Annotated in this window: 13 protein-coding genes; 12 read left to right on the top strand and 1 reads right to left on the bottom strand. The window is 49.1% G+C overall.

The genetic code is table 11. The features are described 5' to 3' along the window. Positions 1-71: 71 nt before the first annotated feature. The 7 genes from BMY78_RS23475 to BMY78_RS23445 all read left to right on the top strand — a co-directional run bounded on the left by BMY78_RS23475 (position 72) and on the right by BMY78_RS23445 (position 11,578). Positions 72-1,331 carry an ABC transporter substrate-binding protein gene (locus tag BMY78_RS23475; RefSeq protein ID WP_090903794.1) on the top strand — a complete coding sequence of 420 codons (1,260 nt, stop codon included), beginning with the start codon at positions 72-74 and terminating at the stop codon, positions 1,329-1,331. A 101-nt stretch (positions 1,332-1,432) separates the two neighbouring features. Then, complete coding sequence (locus tag BMY78_RS23470; RefSeq protein ID WP_063565348.1) at positions 1,433-2,320, top strand: carbohydrate ABC transporter permease; 888 nt, start codon at positions 1,433-1,435, stop codon at positions 2,318-2,320. Next, the gene (locus tag BMY78_RS23465) at positions 2,313-3,158 is read left to right on the top strand and encodes a carbohydrate ABC transporter permease (RefSeq protein ID WP_072734634.1); all 846 of its coding nucleotides are present in this window, start codon (positions 2,313-2,315) and stop codon (positions 3,156-3,158) included. Before BMY78_RS23470 ends, BMY78_RS23465 begins: the two co-directional genes overlap by 8 nt. Positions 3,159-3,240: 82 nt before the next feature. After that, positions 3,241-4,779 carry a glycoside hydrolase family 30 protein gene (locus BMY78_RS23460; protein WP_256222338.1) on the top strand — a complete coding sequence of 513 codons (1,539 nt, stop codon included), beginning with the start codon at positions 3,241-3,243 and terminating at the stop codon, positions 4,777-4,779. Between the two features lie 105 nt (positions 4,780-4,884). Further along, positions 4,885-7,875 (top strand): beta-galactosidase, encoded by a 2,991-nt coding sequence (locus BMY78_RS23455; RefSeq protein WP_090903793.1) that lies wholly within the window; start codon positions 4,885-4,887, stop codon positions 7,873-7,875. 289 nt (positions 7,876-8,164) lie between these two features. After that, positions 8,165-9,499 (top strand): glycoside hydrolase family 43 protein, encoded by a 1,335-nt coding sequence (locus BMY78_RS23450; protein WP_090903792.1) that lies wholly within the window; start codon positions 8,165-8,167, stop codon positions 9,497-9,499. A 234-nt stretch (positions 9,500-9,733) separates the two neighbouring features. Beyond that, positions 9,734-11,578 (top strand): RICIN domain-containing protein, encoded by a 1,845-nt coding sequence (locus BMY78_RS23445; RefSeq protein WP_090903791.1) that lies wholly within the window; start codon positions 9,734-9,736, stop codon positions 11,576-11,578. An 89-nt stretch (positions 11,579-11,667) separates the two neighbouring features. Here BMY78_RS23445 and solA read toward each other — a convergent pair whose 3' ends face one another. Then, positions 11,668-12,834, bottom strand: a complete 1,167-nt coding sequence (gene solA / locus BMY78_RS23440) for an N-methyl-L-tryptophan oxidase (RefSeq protein ID WP_090903790.1) — start codon at positions 12,832-12,834, stop codon at positions 11,668-11,670. A gap of 231 nt (positions 12,835-13,065) precedes the next feature. Here solA and argH point away from each other — a divergent pair, with 231 nt between their 5' ends. The 5 genes from argH to BMY78_RS23415 all read left to right on the top strand — a co-directional run bounded on the left by argH (position 13,066) and on the right by BMY78_RS23415 (position 18,813). Continuing rightward, positions 13,066-14,574, top strand: a complete 1,509-nt coding sequence (argH, locus tag BMY78_RS23435) for an argininosuccinate lyase (protein WP_256222337.1) — start codon at positions 13,066-13,068, stop codon at positions 14,572-14,574. Between the two features lie 17 nt (positions 14,575-14,591). Continuing rightward, positions 14,592-15,536 carry an amidohydrolase family protein gene (locus BMY78_RS23430; RefSeq protein WP_090903789.1) on the top strand — a complete coding sequence of 315 codons (945 nt, stop codon included), beginning with the start codon at positions 14,592-14,594 and terminating at the stop codon, positions 15,534-15,536. Positions 15,537-15,599: 63 nt separating this feature from the next. Next, complete coding sequence (locus tag BMY78_RS23425) at positions 15,600-16,955, top strand: extracellular solute-binding protein (RefSeq protein WP_090903788.1); 1,356 nt, start codon at positions 15,600-15,602, stop codon at positions 16,953-16,955. Between the two features lie 27 nt (positions 16,956-16,982). Continuing rightward, a complete protein-coding gene (locus tag BMY78_RS23420) occupies positions 16,983-17,927 on the top strand; it encodes a carbohydrate ABC transporter permease (protein ID WP_090903787.1) in 945 nt (314 codons plus the stop codon). 25 nt (positions 17,928-17,952) lie between these two features. Beyond that, the gene (locus tag BMY78_RS23415; RefSeq protein ID WP_090903786.1) at positions 17,953-18,813 is read left to right on the top strand and encodes a carbohydrate ABC transporter permease; all 861 of its coding nucleotides are present in this window, start codon (positions 17,953-17,955) and stop codon (positions 18,811-18,813) included. The last annotated feature ends 158 nt before the right edge of the window (positions 18,814-18,971 follow it).

The raw sequence follows: 18,971 nt of genomic DNA, 5'->3' as shown, positions 1-18,971 counted from the left end.
TATGAAACCCATTTCATGAAACGGGTTTCAGTTGTCTGATCTTCCATTCATATTTCAAGGGGGCGCACGGTATGAGAAAAAGTTTAAAGGTCATTTCGTTAATGATGCTGGTCATGGTAATGGGTCTGACAGCCTGCAGCAAGGGTGACAGCGGTGCAGCTGGCGGCAAGGTTGATCTGAGCATGACGATCTGGGGCTCGGAGGACGAGAAGAAGATTTATCAGGAGAGACTCGACATTGTGAAGCAGACTTATCCTGATATTAATGTGAAACTGAACGTCGTTGCCGGAGACTATGACCAAAAGGTTCAGACGATGATCGCCGGAGGAACCGCACCGGACATCATGATGATTGCCGAGAACTATCAGGCGTACGCCTCCAAAAACCAAATTGTTCCGCTGGATGATATGATCCAGGCCAACAATGTGAACATGTCAGAGCGTTATTCTGACGACATCGCCAACCTGATGAAATTCGATGGTAAACAGTTCGGAATGCCTGACCGCGCAGGCGCAATGGTGCTCTTCTATAACAAGGATCTGTTCGACAAGGCTGGGGTGGAATATCCGACCAAGGAATGGACTCAGGAAGACCTGCTCGCTGCAGCTCAGAAGCTGACGGTGAAGGAGAACGGCAAAACGGTTCAATGGGGGTACTACCCAGGCAGCTGGTGGCCGCAATGGATGCAGTTGATCTACCAAAACGGTGGTTCCCTGTTCGATGAGAGCGGCAAACCTACTTTTAATACCGAGCCAGTACGTAAAGCATTGCAATTCATGAATGATTTGACCTTCACCCATGGTGTGGGACCAACACCAACCGAGATTGCCGACATGGGAAATATCGGTGCTGACCCATTGTTTGCCCAAGGCAAGATTGCCATGGAGACGACGGGATTCTGGAATATCGGTTCACTTGCCAAGGTGGAAGGTATCAATTGGGACATTTCTCCGATATGGGGAGAGACCAACGCTTTCTTCAATGGCTTCACAATTACGAACGCGTCCAAACATAAGGAAGAGGCATTCAAAATCATAGAAGCGCTGACTACACCAGAAGCACAATTACCGATGATCAAGGCTGGTCAGGATGCTCCGGCAACGAAGGCAGGTCTGTCCAGTGATGAGTTCCTGAATGCGGAATATGGCGGTAAGAAAATCAACATGGCTGCTTTCAGCGAGTCCACCATCTACGCCGAGCCGTTCAATCCGCAATGGAATGAAATGATGAAGCTCATTAACGACAAGCTGGGTGTCTACTTCAACAATAAAGCCTCACTGGATGATACCGTGACTGAAATTCAGAGCGGACTGGAAAGAATCTACAAATAGAGGTTGTTCACATGCATAAATAGCATCGACAGGGGACAGACGGAATTCGGCATGAATGAATCCGGGTTTCGTCTGCTCGCTTCGTTATGGGAGGGCTTAACGTGAGAAAAAAGGACGGGAAATGGTTTTATATCTTCATCTCGCCTTGGCTGATTGGATTCCTTGGACTTACCCTGGGTCCGATCCTGTTTTCCATCTACATGAGCTTCACCAATTGGGATCTGTTCCAGTCTCCTGAATTCATCGGTATAGACAATTACAAAAACCTGTTGACCGATGACCCGATCTTCTGGAAATCCGTAGGCAATACCTTCTTCTACGCATTAATATCGATTCCGCTGGGCATGTCCATCTCGCTCTGGATTGCGTATTACCTCAACAAAAAAATCAAAGGTATCACCTTCTTCCGCATCCTGTTCTATCTGCCATCTGTGGTTCCGGTAGTTGCAAGCTCACTGCTCTTTATCCATCTGCTAGCTCCAACGGAAGGCTTGATCAACCAGGCACTTGCCATCTTCGGCATTCAAGGTCCTGCCTGGCTGCTTGATCCGAACTGGGTTAAACCAGCCTTGATCCTCATGTCGCTATGGGGCGTCGGGGGTGGCGTGGTACTACTGCTGGCGGGTATGAAAGGTATTCCTCAGGAGCTGTACGAGGCCGCCGCCATTGATGGGGCGAAGAGCTCGCAATCGTTCTTCCACATTACATTTCCAATGCTGACTCCCGTCATCTTCTTCAATCTCGTCACCGGGATGATCGGGGCGCTCCAGACGTTCGCACAGGTATTCATCGTTACAGCGGGTGGACCGGATAATGCCAGCCAGATGGTTGTTCCTTACCTGTTCCAAAATGCGTTCCAGTTCTACAAAATGGGATATGCATCGGCCATTGCCTGGGTTCTGTTCATCATCATCATGGCGTTGACCCTGGTTGTGTTCCGTTCGTCGGCGCTATGGGTGCATTACGAGGAGGGAAAAGCAAATGAGTAATCCATCCACTGTGGAGAAAACGATATCTTACATTTTTCTGATTCTGGTCGGGGTGCTGCTTGCTTCCCCTTTCCTGTACATGATCTCCATCGCACTGGCGAGTGACGCTACAACCGTAAAATCAGCCTTTACCTTCATACCGCTCGAATTCCAATGGTCCAATTTCTACACGATCTTCACGAATAATAATCTGGGTACTTATCTGAAAAATTCAGTCATTATTACTGTCATTACCATTATCGGATCGGTGTTGTCAGCATCGGTCGTATCTTACGGCTTCGCTCGGATCAAGGCGAGAGGCAGTCGGTTCCTGTTCATTGTACTGCTTAGTACGATGATGATTCCGGGTGAGGTGACAATGGTGCCGCAGTTTATCATCTTCCGTCATCTGGACTGGATCAATACATTCTATCCACTGATTGTGCCAAGTTTTTTCGCGGGAGCCTTCAACGTATTTCTCATTCGGCAGTTCGTCATGAGTATTCCGAAGTCGCTTGATGAAGCTGCCATGATCGACGGCATGGGACATCCGGGAATCTACTGGAAGATCATTATGCCGCTCACCTATCCGATACTTGCCGCCATCGCCATTTTCTCGTTTTCCTATAACTGGGGGAACTTCATGGGGCCGCTCATTTACATCAATGATCCGGAGAAAATGCCACTGGCGCTCGGTGTTCAGCTTCTGACTACGGTCGGTGGCGGACAGATGCCGCCATGGAACCTCGTTATGATTGCTTCCCTGTTCCTGACCATTCCGATGGTGTTGGTATATCTGTTCGGACAGCGTTATGTCTATGAAGCGAATATCAGTGGTGGCAGCAGCGGGATCAAGTAACGGGAGGTGAACGCAGTGTTGAAGCCAGTTGTGAAGACCAAGAACCGTCTACATCGCACATCGGTAAAGGGCTGCATGAATTATGAATAACAACAAGGATCATTTCAACCATGACAACAATGACAACAATCATCACAAGCAGCGCAGGTGGCGCAGCCGGAGCTACATCCTGATGGGTGTGGCCCTGGCCGCGCTGCTCGTGGGAGGAGGAATTATCATCAATCATTTTGCCAATGAATCATCCAAAACACTTGCATTCCAAGGTGAGCCGGTACATCTGAAGCTGGAGCAATCCTATGATCATTTTGAAGGCTGGGGCACGTCGCTCGCGTGGTGGGCCAACGATCTTGGAGGGTGGAAGGATCAAGCAAAGGTCAGTGAAGTCATGGATCTGGTGTTTGATGCTCAGAAAGGACTAGGCCTGAACATTGTTCGCTACAATATTGGTGGTGAGGAGAACCCCGACATGAAGGCGCTTCGGCCCGGAGGAGATGTTCCCGGCTTCCAGCCTGAACCCGGCGTGTGGGACTGGGAGGCAGATGCAGGACAGCGAGCTGTATTACAGGGCTCTCTGGAACGTGGGGTCAACATTGCTGAAGCGTTCTCCAATTCACCCCCTTACTGGATGACGATCAGCGGCTCGGTCACGGGTGCTGTAGATGGCAGCAACAATCTGCGAGAGGATCATTACGACGCGTTTGCCGATTATCTGACCGAAGTAGTGAAGCATTATCGCGATGAGTGGGGCATTACGTTCCGTACACTTGACCCACTTAATGAACCTTCCTCTGATTGGTGGAAGAAAGGCAACATGCAGGAAGGCAGTCATTTTACCAATGAGAAACAGGCCGAGATTATCAAGAAGGTTGCGGCATCGCTCAAAAGTAAAGGGCTGGATGGTACGGTCATCAGTGCTGCGGACGATAATAGCATTGACGAGACGGTGCACAATTTCAGCCTCTATGATCAGGATACGCTCGATGTGATCGACCAGATTAACACCCACTCCTATAATGGTAGCAAAATGGAAGAGCTTCGCACGTTAGCCGAGCGATATGGCAAGAAACTGTGGATGTCCGAGTATGGGACAGGTGGCAGTGAACCGCATAATCATGAAGATATGACTTCCGTGCAGGAGCTCGCGGAGCGCATCATGTTCGATCTGAAAATCATGCAGCCTTCTGCCTGGGTGTATTGGCAGGCCGTTGAAGATGAAGGTGCCAACAATAACTGGGGCTTCATTCATGCGAATTTTAATGGAGAAGAGCAGTACGAGATGACCAAACAGTATTATGGCATGGCCCAGTTTACGAAGTTCATCCGTCCAGGCGCAACGATTATTCCAACAGATGATGGGCGAACACTGGCTGCCTATGATGCAGCTAATCAAAGACTGGTACTGGTTATTCGCAATGAGTTATCTGCCGGAACTACAGCATTTGAACTGGAGGCGTTTGACCACAGCAGTACTTTTACAGCACAGGTTTATCAGACGTCGCCGGATCGCAATATGGAGCAGCTTGAAGATGTTCCGGTGTATGCCAATGGATTGGAAGTATCGACTGCGGACAATTCCATCACCACCATAGTATTGGAAGGTGTAACGTTGCAGGCGAACTGAGGGCCTGTTGAAATCGGAATCAAAAAAATCTGGGGATAACAGCGATTGGAAGGTTGTTCTGTCATCGCAGCGATGAACTCAAACACAGAGAAGGAGGGCTTATCTTTGACAGAGAAAACATCCCTTTTGCTTCAGGAGCAGGAGAAGAATACACAGACGAGGGCTGAGCACGGCGTTCGTTCTGAACTGACTTACGATCAGCGCAGCTTCATCATGAATGGAGAGCGAGTATTTCTGAACAGTGCCACCATTCATTATTTCCGTATGCCAAGGGAGGAATGGCGGGAGGTTCTAATGAAGGCAAAGCTGGCTGGCATGAATTGCATTGATACCTATTTTGCCTGGAACGTGCATGAGCCGGAGGAAGGGCAATGGTCGTTTGAAGGAGACAATGATTGTGGAGCCTTTCTGGACCTGTGTGCAGAGTTGGGTATGTACGTTATCGCGAGGCCAGGTCCGTTTATTTGCGCAGAATGGGATTTCGGCGGCTTCCCGTATTGGCTGGAAACGAAGCAGGGAATCAAGTTCCGACAAAATAATGAAGCTTATCTGCATTTTGTAGAGCTGTATTTTGACCGGATCATTCCAATCATTCGTGAGCGCCAGCTATCTGCCGGAGGCACTGTTATTCTTGTACAGGTCGAGAACGAATACGGGTATCTGATGGATGATGCAGCAGCAAGTGCCCATATGAACCATCTTCGGGACAGCCTGCTTCAGCGAGGGATCGACGTTCCGCTTATCACCTGTGTAGGTGGTGCGGAGGGCACGATTGAAGGGGCCAACTTCTGGTCAGGGGCTGACGGGCATTATGCGAAGCTTCGGGAGAAGCAGCCGGATACACCGAAGCTCGTTACGGAATTTTGGACGGGATGGTTTGAGAATTGGGGTGGCCCTTCTGCCATTCAGAAGACGGCGTCACTGTTTGAGAAACGTATGATGGAAATTCTTCGCACCGGTTATACCGGAATCAGTCATTACATGTTCTACGGCGGAACCAACTTTGGCGGATACGGTGGCAGAACCGTGGGCAGCAGCGATATTTTCATGATTACCTCCTACGATTATGATGCGCCGCTTAACGAGTACGGGCGGGCAACGGCCAAGTATGCTGTATCGAAGACGTTATCCTATTTTGTCCATGCATTTGGCGCATTGCTGATGGAGACGGAGGAAGTACCATCAGAGCAGATCAAGGTACGTCATCCACAAGGCATCTCTGTACGAGGCAGATCTAAAGGCAGCGAGAAGATATGGTTCTTGGAGAGTCACAAGGATGAGCGGGAGACGTTTCACGTCACGCTGGAGGAAGGCCGGACACTTCCCGTTGCCCTGAACCCGGGACAGATTATTCCGGTACTGGACAGGGTAGAGATTGCCGAGAATGTATACCTGACAGGTAGCGCGATGATTACGGGCAATGAAGTGGTAAATGGAGAATTGACCCTGTTCATTGTTGCGGAGTCGGGACAGCGTTCGGTTGTTGAACTGGAGACGAACGTCTTGAATGTACAAGGCAGCAGCATGCAAGTACGGGTTGAACGTGATCCGTTAAATGGAGCCTATCGCTTCGAACTGGTACATTTCCGTGAACCAGGCATCATTCATCTGGAGGCGAGTGGTGTCCCTATTCGGTTCGTGGTTCTGGACAAAGAAACGATGGATCGCACATGGAGAATCGATGGAAAGGGAGGGCCGTATCAGCTGCGTTACGCAATCGGATTCGATGATCTAGATGTCTCCCTATCCGGGCAGGTCACAGGTATGATCTCTGATCCGAATCGGAATATGTTGCTTCTCGGCAGCTGGGCGGATGGTGAGCGGTCGTTGACTGGACGTGAGTTCGTATACGGAGAAGCAAACGATTCACAGGGCGGTATAGAGAATGAACATGTTCAGAAGTCATCCGCAGCAATTCAGCATGATCTGTTCACCACGCTGCCTATGCCACCGAAACTGTCGGATTCCCCAGAGTTGTCTCGTGTGACATTAACAGCGGAACAGCGTACTTCGAGTGGTCAACCAGAGCATTTTTCCCAGTACGGACAGGATTTCGGGTATCTGTTATACGAGTGCGATTTCGACCGTTCGGTGGATGGAATCACCACCCTTATTCTGCCGGATCTCCAGGACACGGCCAGAATATATGTCAATCGTGTGGAACAGGCATTGGTTCGTCAAGTTGGTGCAGCGGGTGTTCAGGTGCAGACGACGAAAGGAAAGAATACACTTCAGGTGCTGGTACAGCATATGGGCAGGCTGAATTTTTCTCCATATTTGGGTGAAAGCAAAGGTCTGACAGGATCTGTGTACATCGGTGGTTCCGCTCAGGACATACGCCGGAATTGGCATGCGGAGCATGGGGTGGTGCATCTCGATGAAGTGAATCATCTTGAGGAGGCCCCGCTTCTGAGCAGAAGCTTTACGCTGGATGGCATGAACCGTGCGATTCTCGTTGGAGCGGTGAGCCAGGGATTGCGCATGAATGGCATGGATGTGCCAATGGAAGGGTATCAGGACTGGTTTTCGTTCAACACGTTGGATCTTTCCCTTTACTTGCGGCCTGGAGAGATCAATACACTGGAGATGCCTTATAGCAGAACGCCGCTGAACCGGCTGGAACTGATCCTGTACCGGAGTGAAGATGAGCTGCAGGATTGGCGCATGGCAGGTACGGATGCTTTGCTTCCACGACAATGGGGATTATATGAGCCACCGAACAATTCAGGTCATCTCCATACCTATCGGCAGGATGCGGATTATAGTGGCAATTGGAATGCCATCTCTGTGGGAAATGATTCGTACGGTCAACCCGTCTGGTACCGGTGGCGCTTCTCCAAGTCAGCTGTGCCGGAACACTTCCGAGTGAACCTGATGCTTCGTCTTACCGGGATGAGCAAGGGAACACTTCATCTGAACGGGCACCATCTGGGCCGTTATTGGCAGATCGGTCCGCAAGAGGATTACAAAATTCCGGTATCCTGGCTGCAGGATGAGAATGAATTGCTGTTATTTGATGAGGAAGGCCGAACGCCAGAACGGGTGCGTTTCTTGTATGATAACCTGTCCCAGTATCCATGGGTTGTGGTCGAATAGTTCGCCTTTAATTGTACCTGTATAATGGAAAATAGTTTGTTCTGATCAGTCGTGTCCTGTTCTAGCTCGTCGTATTTGTTCTCCTTGTGGAGGCTGCTCGGTTGATTGAATCTATAGCTTCTGAACCTCCGGGCAGCTCTTGCACGGGGAATGGACGACGAGGATAGCTTGTATCGTTTGTTGAAACCGTTTACATAACGAAGGTGTTATATGGCTACGTGATCTGTGAGAGGGGTGATGTTTGGCAAAAAGGTATGCCTGTCACACATTTTGGATAAGGAGATGACCCATGTACACAAGGAAAAGATGGAGCACAAGATTATTCAAAACTTGTAAGTCTGGCATGATCATGCTGCTTGGAGCATTGCTTCTCTTCATCACGTTGTTCCCGAATACAGCCAGAGCAGCAACAAGTGTTTACACGATTTCGGCTTTTACCAATACGAGCGAATCCAATTTGTATATCTACGAATCCTACAATGCGACTAATTACGGTTTGCTTAAAGGGCCTGCCTATACACCCCCGGCCAATCTGATCCGTGATCCCAGCATCATGAAGCATACGGATGGGCTGTATTATGTCGTTTATACCACGAACTGGTCAGGCAATACGATCGGCATCGCATCCAGTACAGATAAGGTGAATTGGACGTTTGTCCGCAATATTACCCTATCTGCACCCACCACGATTGCACATACCTGGGCACCGGAATGGTTCAAAGACAGCAACGGCAGTCTGAACATCATCGTGTCCATCTCCCCAGGCAACTATGAAAACTTCAAACCTTATGTCATCACGGCGACCAATTCAACCCTGTCTTCCACAACATGGTCTGCTGCCACAGAGCTTGCAGGCATTGCACCCAACTACATCGATACCTTCATCGTCAAGACCGGCTCAACCTATCACGCTTTCACCAAGAATGAGACCACCAAGTATATCGAATATGCTACAGCTGCTTCCCTCACCGGACCTTACACGTTCAAAGGGACAGGGGATTGGGCAGGCTGGGGCTCCTGGGTAGAGGGACCTGCGCTTGTCCAGCTGGATAACGGTTCCTGGCGAATCTATTTTGATGGTTACTCTGCACAAAAATATTATTACAGCGACTCTGCCGACGGGTTTCAGACCTGGAGTGCAAAGCAGGAGCTTGCCGGTCTGACTGGACTCGTCCGGCATATGACCGTCCTGAAAGAAACCGGACAGCCTGGCGATATCCGCAAGCTGGAGTCCTATAATGTGCCAGGCAGCTTCATTCGCCATTACAACTATGTGGCCCGAATCGATGCCAGTGTCAGTCCCGCAGAGGACGCACAGTTCCGAATCGTGCCCGGTCTGTCGAATAACGCAGGAATTTCGTTTGAGGCCATGAATTATCCGGGTTATTATCTGCGCAACAATAACGGTGCAATCGTGCTGGTGAAAAATGACGGCAGCGCAGCCTTCCGCAATGATGCCACGTTCAAACGAGTGAGTGGACTCGCAAACGCCAGCTGGACATCTTTCGCTTCTTTCAGCAACCCGAATTTGTATCTTAGACATTACAATAATGTGCTGAAATTGGAAGCTGTCGTTACCGCACTCGATAAGTCAGACGCGACCTTCCGAGAGGTTGCACCATAATTGGTGTTCGTGTTTAAGGAGATATAAATAAGTTAAACTTTTTACACTATTTACACGATAACGGAGAGGTCAGAAATAACTTGAAGAAGCGAAGCGTGCGCCTAAAAGCTTTCTAAAAGAAAGCTGCATCGGAAGCGTAGGCCCCAGATTTTTTAATATTATTTAAAAGGGAAAATCCGGGGAAAGTTGTTCTGACATCGGAGTGCAAGTGTAAATTCATAAGGAGTGAATCGAATGAACTGGTTGAAACGATTGGGCACCCTGCTGCTGGCAGGAGGGTTGCTGACAGGCAGTCTGGGTCTTGGCTCAGAAGTTTCCGCTGCGGGTTCTTATACAGCCACCGCTGATCCCTCGAAGCAATATCAGACCATCGAAGGTTGGGGAACGTCCCTTGCCTGGTGGGGGAAAGTGGTCGGAGAGTACTCCAACCGGGATGAATATGTGGAAAAGATGTTTAGCCCAACAACCGGACTAGGTCTAAACGTCCTGCGTTACAACATTGGAGGCGGCGATAATCCTTCATCGAATATTCTGGAATATCGCAAAGCCGTGCCGGGATATCAGCCTTCCCCGGGTGTGTATGACTGGAATGCAGATGCCAATCAGCGTTATATGCTCCAAGCCGCCAAATCATATGGAGTCAACGTCTTTGAAGCCTTTGCGAACTCGGCACCTTACTGGATGACCATTAGTGGAAATGTGTCCGGTGCCGCGAATGGTGGCAACAATCTCAAGCCTGATTACTATGATGATTTTGCTGATTATCTCACAGAGGTCGTGAAGCATTTCAGAGATAACTGGGGCATCACGTTCGACACCGTAACGCCGCTCAATGAACCCATCTCCACTTGGTGGAAGCAGGGCAACGATCAGGAGGGCATGCACTTTGATCGGGCAGACCAGAACACGATTCTGAGTCAGCTGCAAGCCTCGCTCAATGCAAAGGGATTATCCACAAAGCTGAGCGCGCCAGAAGAATACAGTCTGGATGACACAACCACTTCCTTCAACAGTTACAGCAGTGCAGTGAAGTCTGCGATCAGTCAGATTAACACACATACCTATGGCGGAAGCAACCGTGCATCGTTGCGGAATACAGCGACTTCTGCGGGGAAACATCTCTGGACCTCAGAATATGGAGACGGAGATGCCAGCGGACTAACGATGTCACGCACGATCCTTAAGGATATACGCAACATGGGGGCGAGTGCATGGGTGTACTGGCAGGCCGTAGATAGTGCGGATGGCTGGGGATTTTTCAAAAACGTACTGAATAACACGCAAACGACCAGCTACACCGTGAATCAGAAATATTATGTCATGGGCAACTACAGCAAGTTTATTCGTCCTGGATTCAAGATCATTGGTATGAGTGATGCCAATACACTTGCCGCCTATGATGCTGCTTCAGGTAAAGTGGTGCTGGTGACTACCAATTCGGATTCGAGTGATACAACGGTGACGTATGATTTGAGTCAGTTTACAAGTGTTGGATCGTCGGCTCAAGTGCACCGGACATCCTCTACGGAGAAGTTGCAGCAATTGACCAACATCAACCTTCAGAATAAAAAGTTTACAGCGACCGCCAAAGCGGGCTCGGTTACGACCTATGTCATATCCGGCGCGACGTATAATGGCAGCACAGGATATGAATCCGGGGCGATCTATAAGCTGATCAATCGGAACAGTGGTCTCGCTCTGGATGTGAATGGGGCTTCCACTGCCGGGGGTGCAACGATCATCCAGTGGAACGACAATGGCGCGGCCAACCAACAATGGAAGCTGGAGTCTGCGGGCAACGGTTATTATAAAATCCGTAACGTAGGCAGTGGTCTGCTGCTGGACGTGAATCAGAGCTCTACTCAAGGAGGCGCAGCCTTGATTCAGTGGCAGGATAACGGGGGCAACAATCAACAGTGGTTACCGGTGGATGTCGGAGGATATCTTGTGCTCGTGAATCGCAATAGCGGCTTAACCGTTGATATCAACCAGAGCTCCACAACCGCCGGTGCCTCGACCATTCAATGGGAAGACAATGGCGGGGCTAATCAGCAATGGAGCCTGGTCAAAGTGAATTAGAAATGACTGTGCGGCCTGTTTATTTGGATTAGACTTGGTTCATGGTACTCCTTTCTTGAAACATGGCGCGCTATACCACATGGCACGGTTCAAGAAAGGAGATCACCCTGAAATATGCTACCAAATCGGGAAAGGGCAAATCGGCCGATATCCTGATCCGTATGTCCTGTTTGCACCAAGTCAGACAATAGTTTGCCCACTGCACTTGCAAATTTGAAGCCATGACCGGAAAATCCGCCTGCCAGCCATACATGGTTATGGGCAGGGTGACGGTCGATAATAAAATCTTCATCCGGTGTGAACTCGTATTTGCATACCGCACCACGCTTCAGCCTTCCGGCTGCCAGTGGCATCCGAAGTTCAAGCAATCTTCGCAGATCACCCTCATCCGTCTCATCAGAGCCAAATGGAGCCAGTGTACTCCCTGGTGTCCACTCCCGCCCCGTATCGTGACGTCCAATCTTCAGACCCGACCCGTCAATGCTCGGAAATCCATAATATCCGCCTTCTTTTCCAGCCAGCGTGAAACCGGGAAAGTGATCCTCGGCGAACAATGCCTCCGGTGCATCGAACCATCCCACGGTTTTGCGTACAGCTCGAATGGGAAGGTTCACGAACGGTTTCAGCGTCTGAAACCATGCTCCGGCACTGAGAATGACCTGGTTCGCATAATACGTTTCGCCAGCAGATGTGATGACTCCAACAGAATCTGCGCTGCACTCGATATGTTCCACACGTGTATGCGTTAAGAGAGTGGCACCCGATGCTTCGGCTGCCTGACGGAAGGCAAGCACGCAGCGTTCACTGAACAAATATCCTGCATCAGGCTCATACATTCCCTCGTAATGTTCAGGGACTTCAATGCCTGGCCACCGTTTCATAATCTCGGTTGCGCGCAAGGTTTCATACCGAATCCCCGCATCGTCAGCATGGGTTAAACGATTGTGAAAAGAATGAATGTCCGGGTCAACTACATTCAAGACACCCGAACGTACAAGCAATTTGGCCCCGGTAGTATCCTCCAGTTCTTCCCACAGTTCCTGCGCCAGAAGTGCCATCGCTATATAGTCAGGTCCCCCGCTGTACACATGGCGAATAAGCCGTGGTTCTCCGTGATGGCTGCCTTCCGAATGGGGAGGATCAAAGGCATCAATCAGCAACGTTTTTAATCCACTGCGCGCAAGATAATAACCTGCACTCATGCCCATCGATCCGGCTCCAACGATAATGACATCATAGGAATGTGATATAACCATCCCTCCCTCCGCTTATTTTTCACAGACCAATCTTATACAGGATAATCTAGTCTTCAAATCTACAGCAGTCAATAGAACAGGTTATAGAGAAAGCCGATACGACAATAGAAAATTTTGATTAAGGATAAAGTTGTATGTGTATCAAAATAGTGGTAGAGTTTTGAACTAAACATTCCGACCTGATTAGTCGGTATTCCAGATCTCTGTATATTCAGATGAAGAGCAAGGAAGGTGAAGTCAACGTCAACGAATCCAACACAAACGTCTGGTTTTCCCAGTCAAACCTATGCCGAAATTGTACTTGAACCCGCCTATAATCAGGCCACACAGCATCTGCTGAACCCCATGATGGCCGTAAACAAAGCACATCTGATTATGCTCCGTGAACAACACATCATTTCGGAGCAAGAGGCGTGCCACATCGCTTCCGCTATACAAAGTCTGGATGTAGATGGGCTCCGAACGAGTCAGTATTCCTCCCACGTTGAAGATTTGTTCTACCAAGTCGAAGCTGAACTAGAGAAGCTTGGCGGACCCTCTGTCGGAAATCTGCATTTAGCTAGAAGCAGAAATGATATGGGAATCGCCATGTATCGTATGGTGCTGAGGGAGAATCTGAACTTAACGATTTCCTCAGGGCTGTCATTACACCGAAGCCTAAGAGAGTTTGCATTACGTCATATCGATACCCTCATGATTGCTCACACGCACACCCAACAAGCCCAGCCGACAACACTTGCCCACTACATCTGTGCCGTTAGCGATTCCCTTGAACGGGATCTTAATCGGTTGAGATCAGCCTATACAGGCTGCAATCGCAGCAGTCTTGGTGCGGCTGCTCTCACCACTTCTGGATTTCCAGTCTGTCGAGACCGGACCGCAGAACTGCTCGGCTTTGATGGCATGATTGAGAATGCCTATGATGCCGTCAGCGGTGTGGATTATGCAGGTGAAGCCGCCTCTGTAGCCCAACTGGCAGCTATCAATCTGGGACGTTTTGTTCAGGATCTGCTGTTATGGTGCACACAGGAATATGGTGCATTAATTGTAGCTGCCCCTTACGTTCAGATTAGTTCCATCATGCCGCAAAAACGGAATCCGGTATCGATTGAACACGCCCGTTCACTCCTTTCAAGTGCCAAAGGGGATGCAGCAACTGCGCTTAACATGATGCATAACACGCCCTTTGGCGACATTGTAGATACCGAAGATGATATGCAGCCCTATGTATGGAGAAGTCTGAATACACTTGAATCCGTATATCGCTTGCTGTCCGAAGTGATGGATACCCTTAAGGTCAATGTGTCATTGCTGCGGGAACGGGCAGAGCATAGCTTCGCTACGGTTACCGAACTTGCAGATACGCTGGTCCGCACAGAAGGATTATCGTTTAGACAAGCTCATTCCATCGTGAGCCGCATTGTAACACAGCTGACGGAATCCGGTATTTCCATTTCGGGATTGAACTGGGAGGTTGTGAACACAGCGGTGCAGGAAATTGCCGCCAAGCCGCTTGCCCTAACCTTTGAGCAATTAGAGGAAGCAATATCCCCTGAGCATTTTGTACACATTCGGCATGTGCGTGGTGGACCGAATCCGGAAGAAGTGGCAAGAGCATTGGAGGCTCAAGCGCTCCGTCTTGACACACAGGAACAATGGAATCTTGGCACCACCAATAAACTCCGTTCCGTAGATGCGAATCTGGATTTAATTCTAAACGGCTGGCTTAACCAAACCTAAACGGAAGGAGCAAAACAATGTTCTCCAATCCCGACTTTCGAGTTTTTGATATCCATGCCCACCTGCCCTATAAACTTTTGCTTTCCTCATATAAAAACCATGAATTGGTGACGCGATATGGCAAGGAACGAAGTGAGCGAATGCGACTAACCTGGGACTTCCCGGCGGTGGAGGAGCAGGGAGAGGAAGCAGCACGGCCGTTAATCGAACGGTGGGTAGATGAATTGGACAAATACAATATTGCTGGACTTAACTTTCTGACGGCTCTGGATAATGACAATCTGGCTGAACAAATATCCATATACCCGGATCGGTTTACCGGCTTCGCTTATCATTCCATTGAAAATGAAGATGCATCCACCGAGTTGCGTCGGGCGGTTGATGAGCTCGGGTTGCGAGGATACAAGCTATTTGGTCCTCTCACCCAGATTCCCTTTGACTCCCCTTCGCTCGATCCGGTGTGGACATTTCTTGCAGAGCGGCGTCTGCCTGTGCTGATTCATTTTGGCATGCTTGGTCATGCCGGAGGCATCGTTCATCATCCCAACATCAATCCGCTTGCCATCTTTAACACGGCCCGTGCCTATCCGGATATTCCGTTCATCATCCCTCATTTTGGCGCAGGGTACTTCCAGGAACTGCTCCATCTAAGCTGGAGCTGCCCTAACGTCTACATCGACACATCGGGTTCCAATCAGTGGGTACGCTGGATGCCCTATGAGCTGAACCTGGAGACGTTATTCCGCAAAACCTACGAACTGTTGGGTCCGGAGCGAATCATCTTTGGAACGGATGCGAGCGGATTTCCGCGTGGTTATCCTTATCGTTATTTGCAGGATCAGGTGCGTGTATGCCGTGAACTTCGCTTCCCTGAAGCGGACATTGAACTCATCTTCGGAAATAACGCAAGACATCTGTTGAAGCTGCCTGTTGATAAAGCCGTTGGTTCCACCAACGCGTAAGTCAAGGAGATAGAGAACGGGTTATAACACTTTTGTTGGAAAAAGAGGGGAGAGTGGCTTCACTTGACGGAATCCGGTTATTTTTCATTCAGGCCAAGCAAGACCCTGCAATTTTTGATTGCAGGTTTACTCTTATTGAGCATAACAGCTTGTTCAGCCAAGCCATCCGAAGAGTCTGGTTCAGCAGCTGTAACAGCTTCGAGTGTTCAGACGGAGAAGGAGCCCATCACGATTGAGTACTGGCAGTACGAATTTCCAGCCAAGGTTGAACTGATCAATACCTTAATCCAGGAATTTGAGACTGAACATCCTAACATCAAAGTCAAACAAACCAATTTTCCATACGACCAGTACAATCAAAAGGTTGCTACACTTGTTCCCGCCGGAAAAGGACCGGATGTCATCAATCTGTATTACGGCTGGCTGCCAAAATATGTGCAATCCGGTTATTTACAGCCGCTGCCTGAAAGCAGCTTTCCGGGCATCGCCGAGGCATTTTTCCCTTTTGTGGATACAGCCAAATTAAATGGAAGCTATTATGCTCTGCCTACAGGCGTGAGAACGCTGGGGTTGTTTTATAACAAGGACTTGTTCACCAAGGCTGGACTTGATCCCGAGAAACCGCCGACGACTTGGGAAGAGCTTGTCTCGGATGCCAAGGCATTAACGGAAACGGACAAAAACGGCCAGTTGGTGACAGAGGGTTTCGCGTGGGAACCGGGTTCCCAACTTCATCACTGGTTCCGAGATGGATTGTTATATCAAGCGGGAGGCAAGGATACAAGCGAGGATCGTCGGAAAATCCTGTGGAATGATACCCCCGCAGGGCTTGAAGCATTCAAGTATCTGGTTGATTTTGCAACCGTGCATAAGGTAGGAATTAACGGCTTTTACACCGATGATGCCAATGCATTCAAAACCGGCCATGCCGCAATTAACGTGGATGGTTCATATCGATTGGGATCTATCAAAAAAGACGCTCCCGATTTGAATTTTGCTGTCGCCCCGCTGCCAGGTTATAAAGGAAAATCCACACAGGCTTCATTCTGGGCTAATGCGATTCCAGCCAATGTTACCGGAGAGAAGTTGGAAGCAGCTACGGCCTTTTTACAGTTTTTGATCAGCAAGGGTGTTCAGGAACAATGGGTGGAGAAGGTCGGTGAACTTCCCGCACAGAAAGAAGTGGCTCTTCAGGATAAGTATGTGAATGACCCGCTGCTTGGCCCTTTTATCTCTCAACTGAACGATGCTAACGCCCACTTTTTCATTGATGAGACGCAGGAGCGTACGTTGTTTGTGAACGCTGTGGATGAGGTGCTTCTTAATCATGTGCCGGAAGAACAGGCCTTCAATGATCTGGTGGCCAAAACCCAGAAGCTCTATGACGACTACTGGGCGAAACAGGATAAGAAAAAATAAGTTCTCATTCAAGGAGGCTGTGCAGCTATGAGGACTACCGGGGTGATTCCTTCGCGGCCGAAACGGCGTTTATGGTTCGGATCGGGAATAGGAAGACTCAATTACAGACATAAACAGCGGTTATTCATTTATGGCGGTTTGTTGATTCCGCTGCTCTATTTTGTAGTCATCCGTATCTTACCGATTCTGTATTCCTTTAACGTAAGCTTTCGCGAATGGGGCATGCTGTCACCGGATAAACCCTTTGTGGGCTTTGATAATTATGCGACGTTGCTAAGTGACTCTCTATTTCTCAAGTCGCTGGTGAACACAGGAATCTACGTCGTTGTTGGTGTACCTGCACAGTTGATTGCCGGATTAATCGTGGCTCTTCTTCTCCAGCAAGTGGTGAAGCTGCGCGGATTGTTCAGGACGGCCTACTTTATCCCGTATGTTACCAGTGTAGTGGCGGTAAGTTGGATATTCCGGTGGCTGCTGATGAAGAACGGGATTGTAAATACTCTATTTATAGAGTTGGGTCTTGGGCCGCAATCATTCCTGTATTCGCCCTCACAGGCCATCTTCTGGATTATTGCGGTGATGGTATGGCAAAATATCGGATTTCAGATGCTCATTTTCCTGGCGGGTCTGCAAAACATCCCCAAATTGTATTATGAAGCGGCTGCCATAGACGGAGCCACGGGTTGGCAGCGCTTTGTGCATATTACAATCCCTCTGTTGAACCCGGTTATGCTCCTCTCCGTCGTCATGGCAAGCATTGGGTTCCTGCAATCCTTTACCCAGGTGCTGAATATGACAGGAGGCGGGCCGTTGGACTCCACCATATCTGTTGTGCTTCATATATACAATTTGGCTTTTAAGAGTTTTGATATGGGTCTGGCCTCGGCAGCCACCGTCATTCTGTTTGTCATCATATTCATGCTGACTCTGGTTCAGCTTAAAGTGCTGGGCAGCCGTTTTCAACAGGAGTAAAAGGAAAGGAGGGTGCTTTTCAAGCATGAGCAGATCTGCCGCATGGGCCGATACCCGAACAACACTCCGCTGGAAACGTTCCGGGTCACTGATCAGTTATGGTTTACTTACCCTCGGACTTGGGTTGATGGTGTTTCCGTTTCTATGGATGATATCGACGTCGTTCAAGACGCTGGATGAAATCTACTCTCTAAGCCTCATCCCTTCCAGAGTCACATGGGATAATTATGCGGCCATTTTTCAGGGAACCCCATTTCCCCGCTGGATGTTGAACAGCTTATATGTAGCCGTCATTGCCACGGTGAGTGTCTGCGTGTTTGATTCCATTACGGGATACATTTTGGCTAAATTTACGTTCTGGGGGAAACAGGTTATCTTTGTACTCATTCTGAGTACATTAATGGTGCCGACTGAAATGCTGATTATTCCATGGTATCTTGTATCCAGTAGTTTCAACGGCATGGACACATACTGGGGGATTTTGTTTCCAGGTTTAATATCCGGGTTTGGCATTTTTCTAATGAAGCAATTCATGGAATCCCTTCCTTCGGAATTACTGGACGCGGCACGAATTGATGGCATGGGAGAATGGGGCATTTTCCTTCGGATCGCTGTTCCGCTGGTAAGGCCAGCGTTTGCCACCCTCTGCATTCTGACATTCCTGGGCAGTTGGAATTCATTCATCTGGCCGCTCATTATTACGCAGAGTGAGGAGATGTTCACGATTCCTGTCGGAATGGCTTTCTTCTCCAGCGAGGCCAAGGACAGCAGCAACTGGGTACAGATTATGACTGGAGCAACACTTTCGGTTCTGCCATTGATCGTTCTCTTTCTGTGCTTTCAGAAGCAGATCATTCGTGGCATTGCTACAACGGGTCTCAAATAGCTCAAATAGCAAAAGCATCAGACATTTCTTTTAAACAATACAAAACACTACAGACCAAAACAAAGCCGGTTACCCGTCAGTGAACTGCACCCCATTTGTTAGACACGACTAACAATGGAGGTGCAGTTTTTTTGCCTAAATTCAGTTTTGATGAGAAA

Source organism: Paenibacillus sp. OK076 (assembly GCF_900110055.1).
Lineage (GTDB): Bacteria > Bacillota > Bacilli > Paenibacillales > Paenibacillaceae > Paenibacillus.
This window is presented reverse-complemented; position numbering and strand designations above follow the sequence as displayed.

Excerpts from the sequence above, each read along its gene's own strand:
- BMY78_RS23475 (WP_090903794.1), top strand. The coding sequence starts at position 72 with ATGAGAAAAAGTTTAAAGGTCATTTCGTTAATGATGCTGGTCATGGTA.
- BMY78_RS23465 (WP_072734634.1), top strand. The coding sequence starts at position 2,313 with ATGAGTAATCCATCCACTGTGGAGAAAACGATATCTTACATTTTTCTG.
- BMY78_RS23460 (WP_256222338.1), top strand. The coding sequence starts at position 3,241 with ATGAATAACAACAAGGATCATTTCAACCATGACAACAATGACAACAAT.
- BMY78_RS23450 (WP_090903792.1), top strand. The coding sequence starts at position 8,165 with ATGTACACAAGGAAAAGATGGAGCACAAGATTATTCAAAACTTGTAAG.
- BMY78_RS23445 (WP_090903791.1), top strand. The coding sequence starts at position 9,734 with ATGAACTGGTTGAAACGATTGGGCACCCTGCTGCTGGCAGGAGGGTTG.
- solA (WP_090903790.1), bottom strand. The coding sequence starts at position 12,834 with ATGGTTATATCACATTCCTATGATGTCATTATCGTTGGAGCCGGATCG.
- BMY78_RS23430 (WP_090903789.1), top strand. The coding sequence starts at position 14,592 with ATGTTCTCCAATCCCGACTTTCGAGTTTTTGATATCCATGCCCACCTG.
- BMY78_RS23420 (WP_090903787.1), top strand. The coding sequence starts at position 16,983 with ATGAGGACTACCGGGGTGATTCCTTCGCGGCCGAAACGGCGTTTATGG.
- BMY78_RS23415 (WP_090903786.1), top strand. The coding sequence starts at position 17,953 with ATGAGCAGATCTGCCGCATGGGCCGATACCCGAACAACACTCCGCTGG.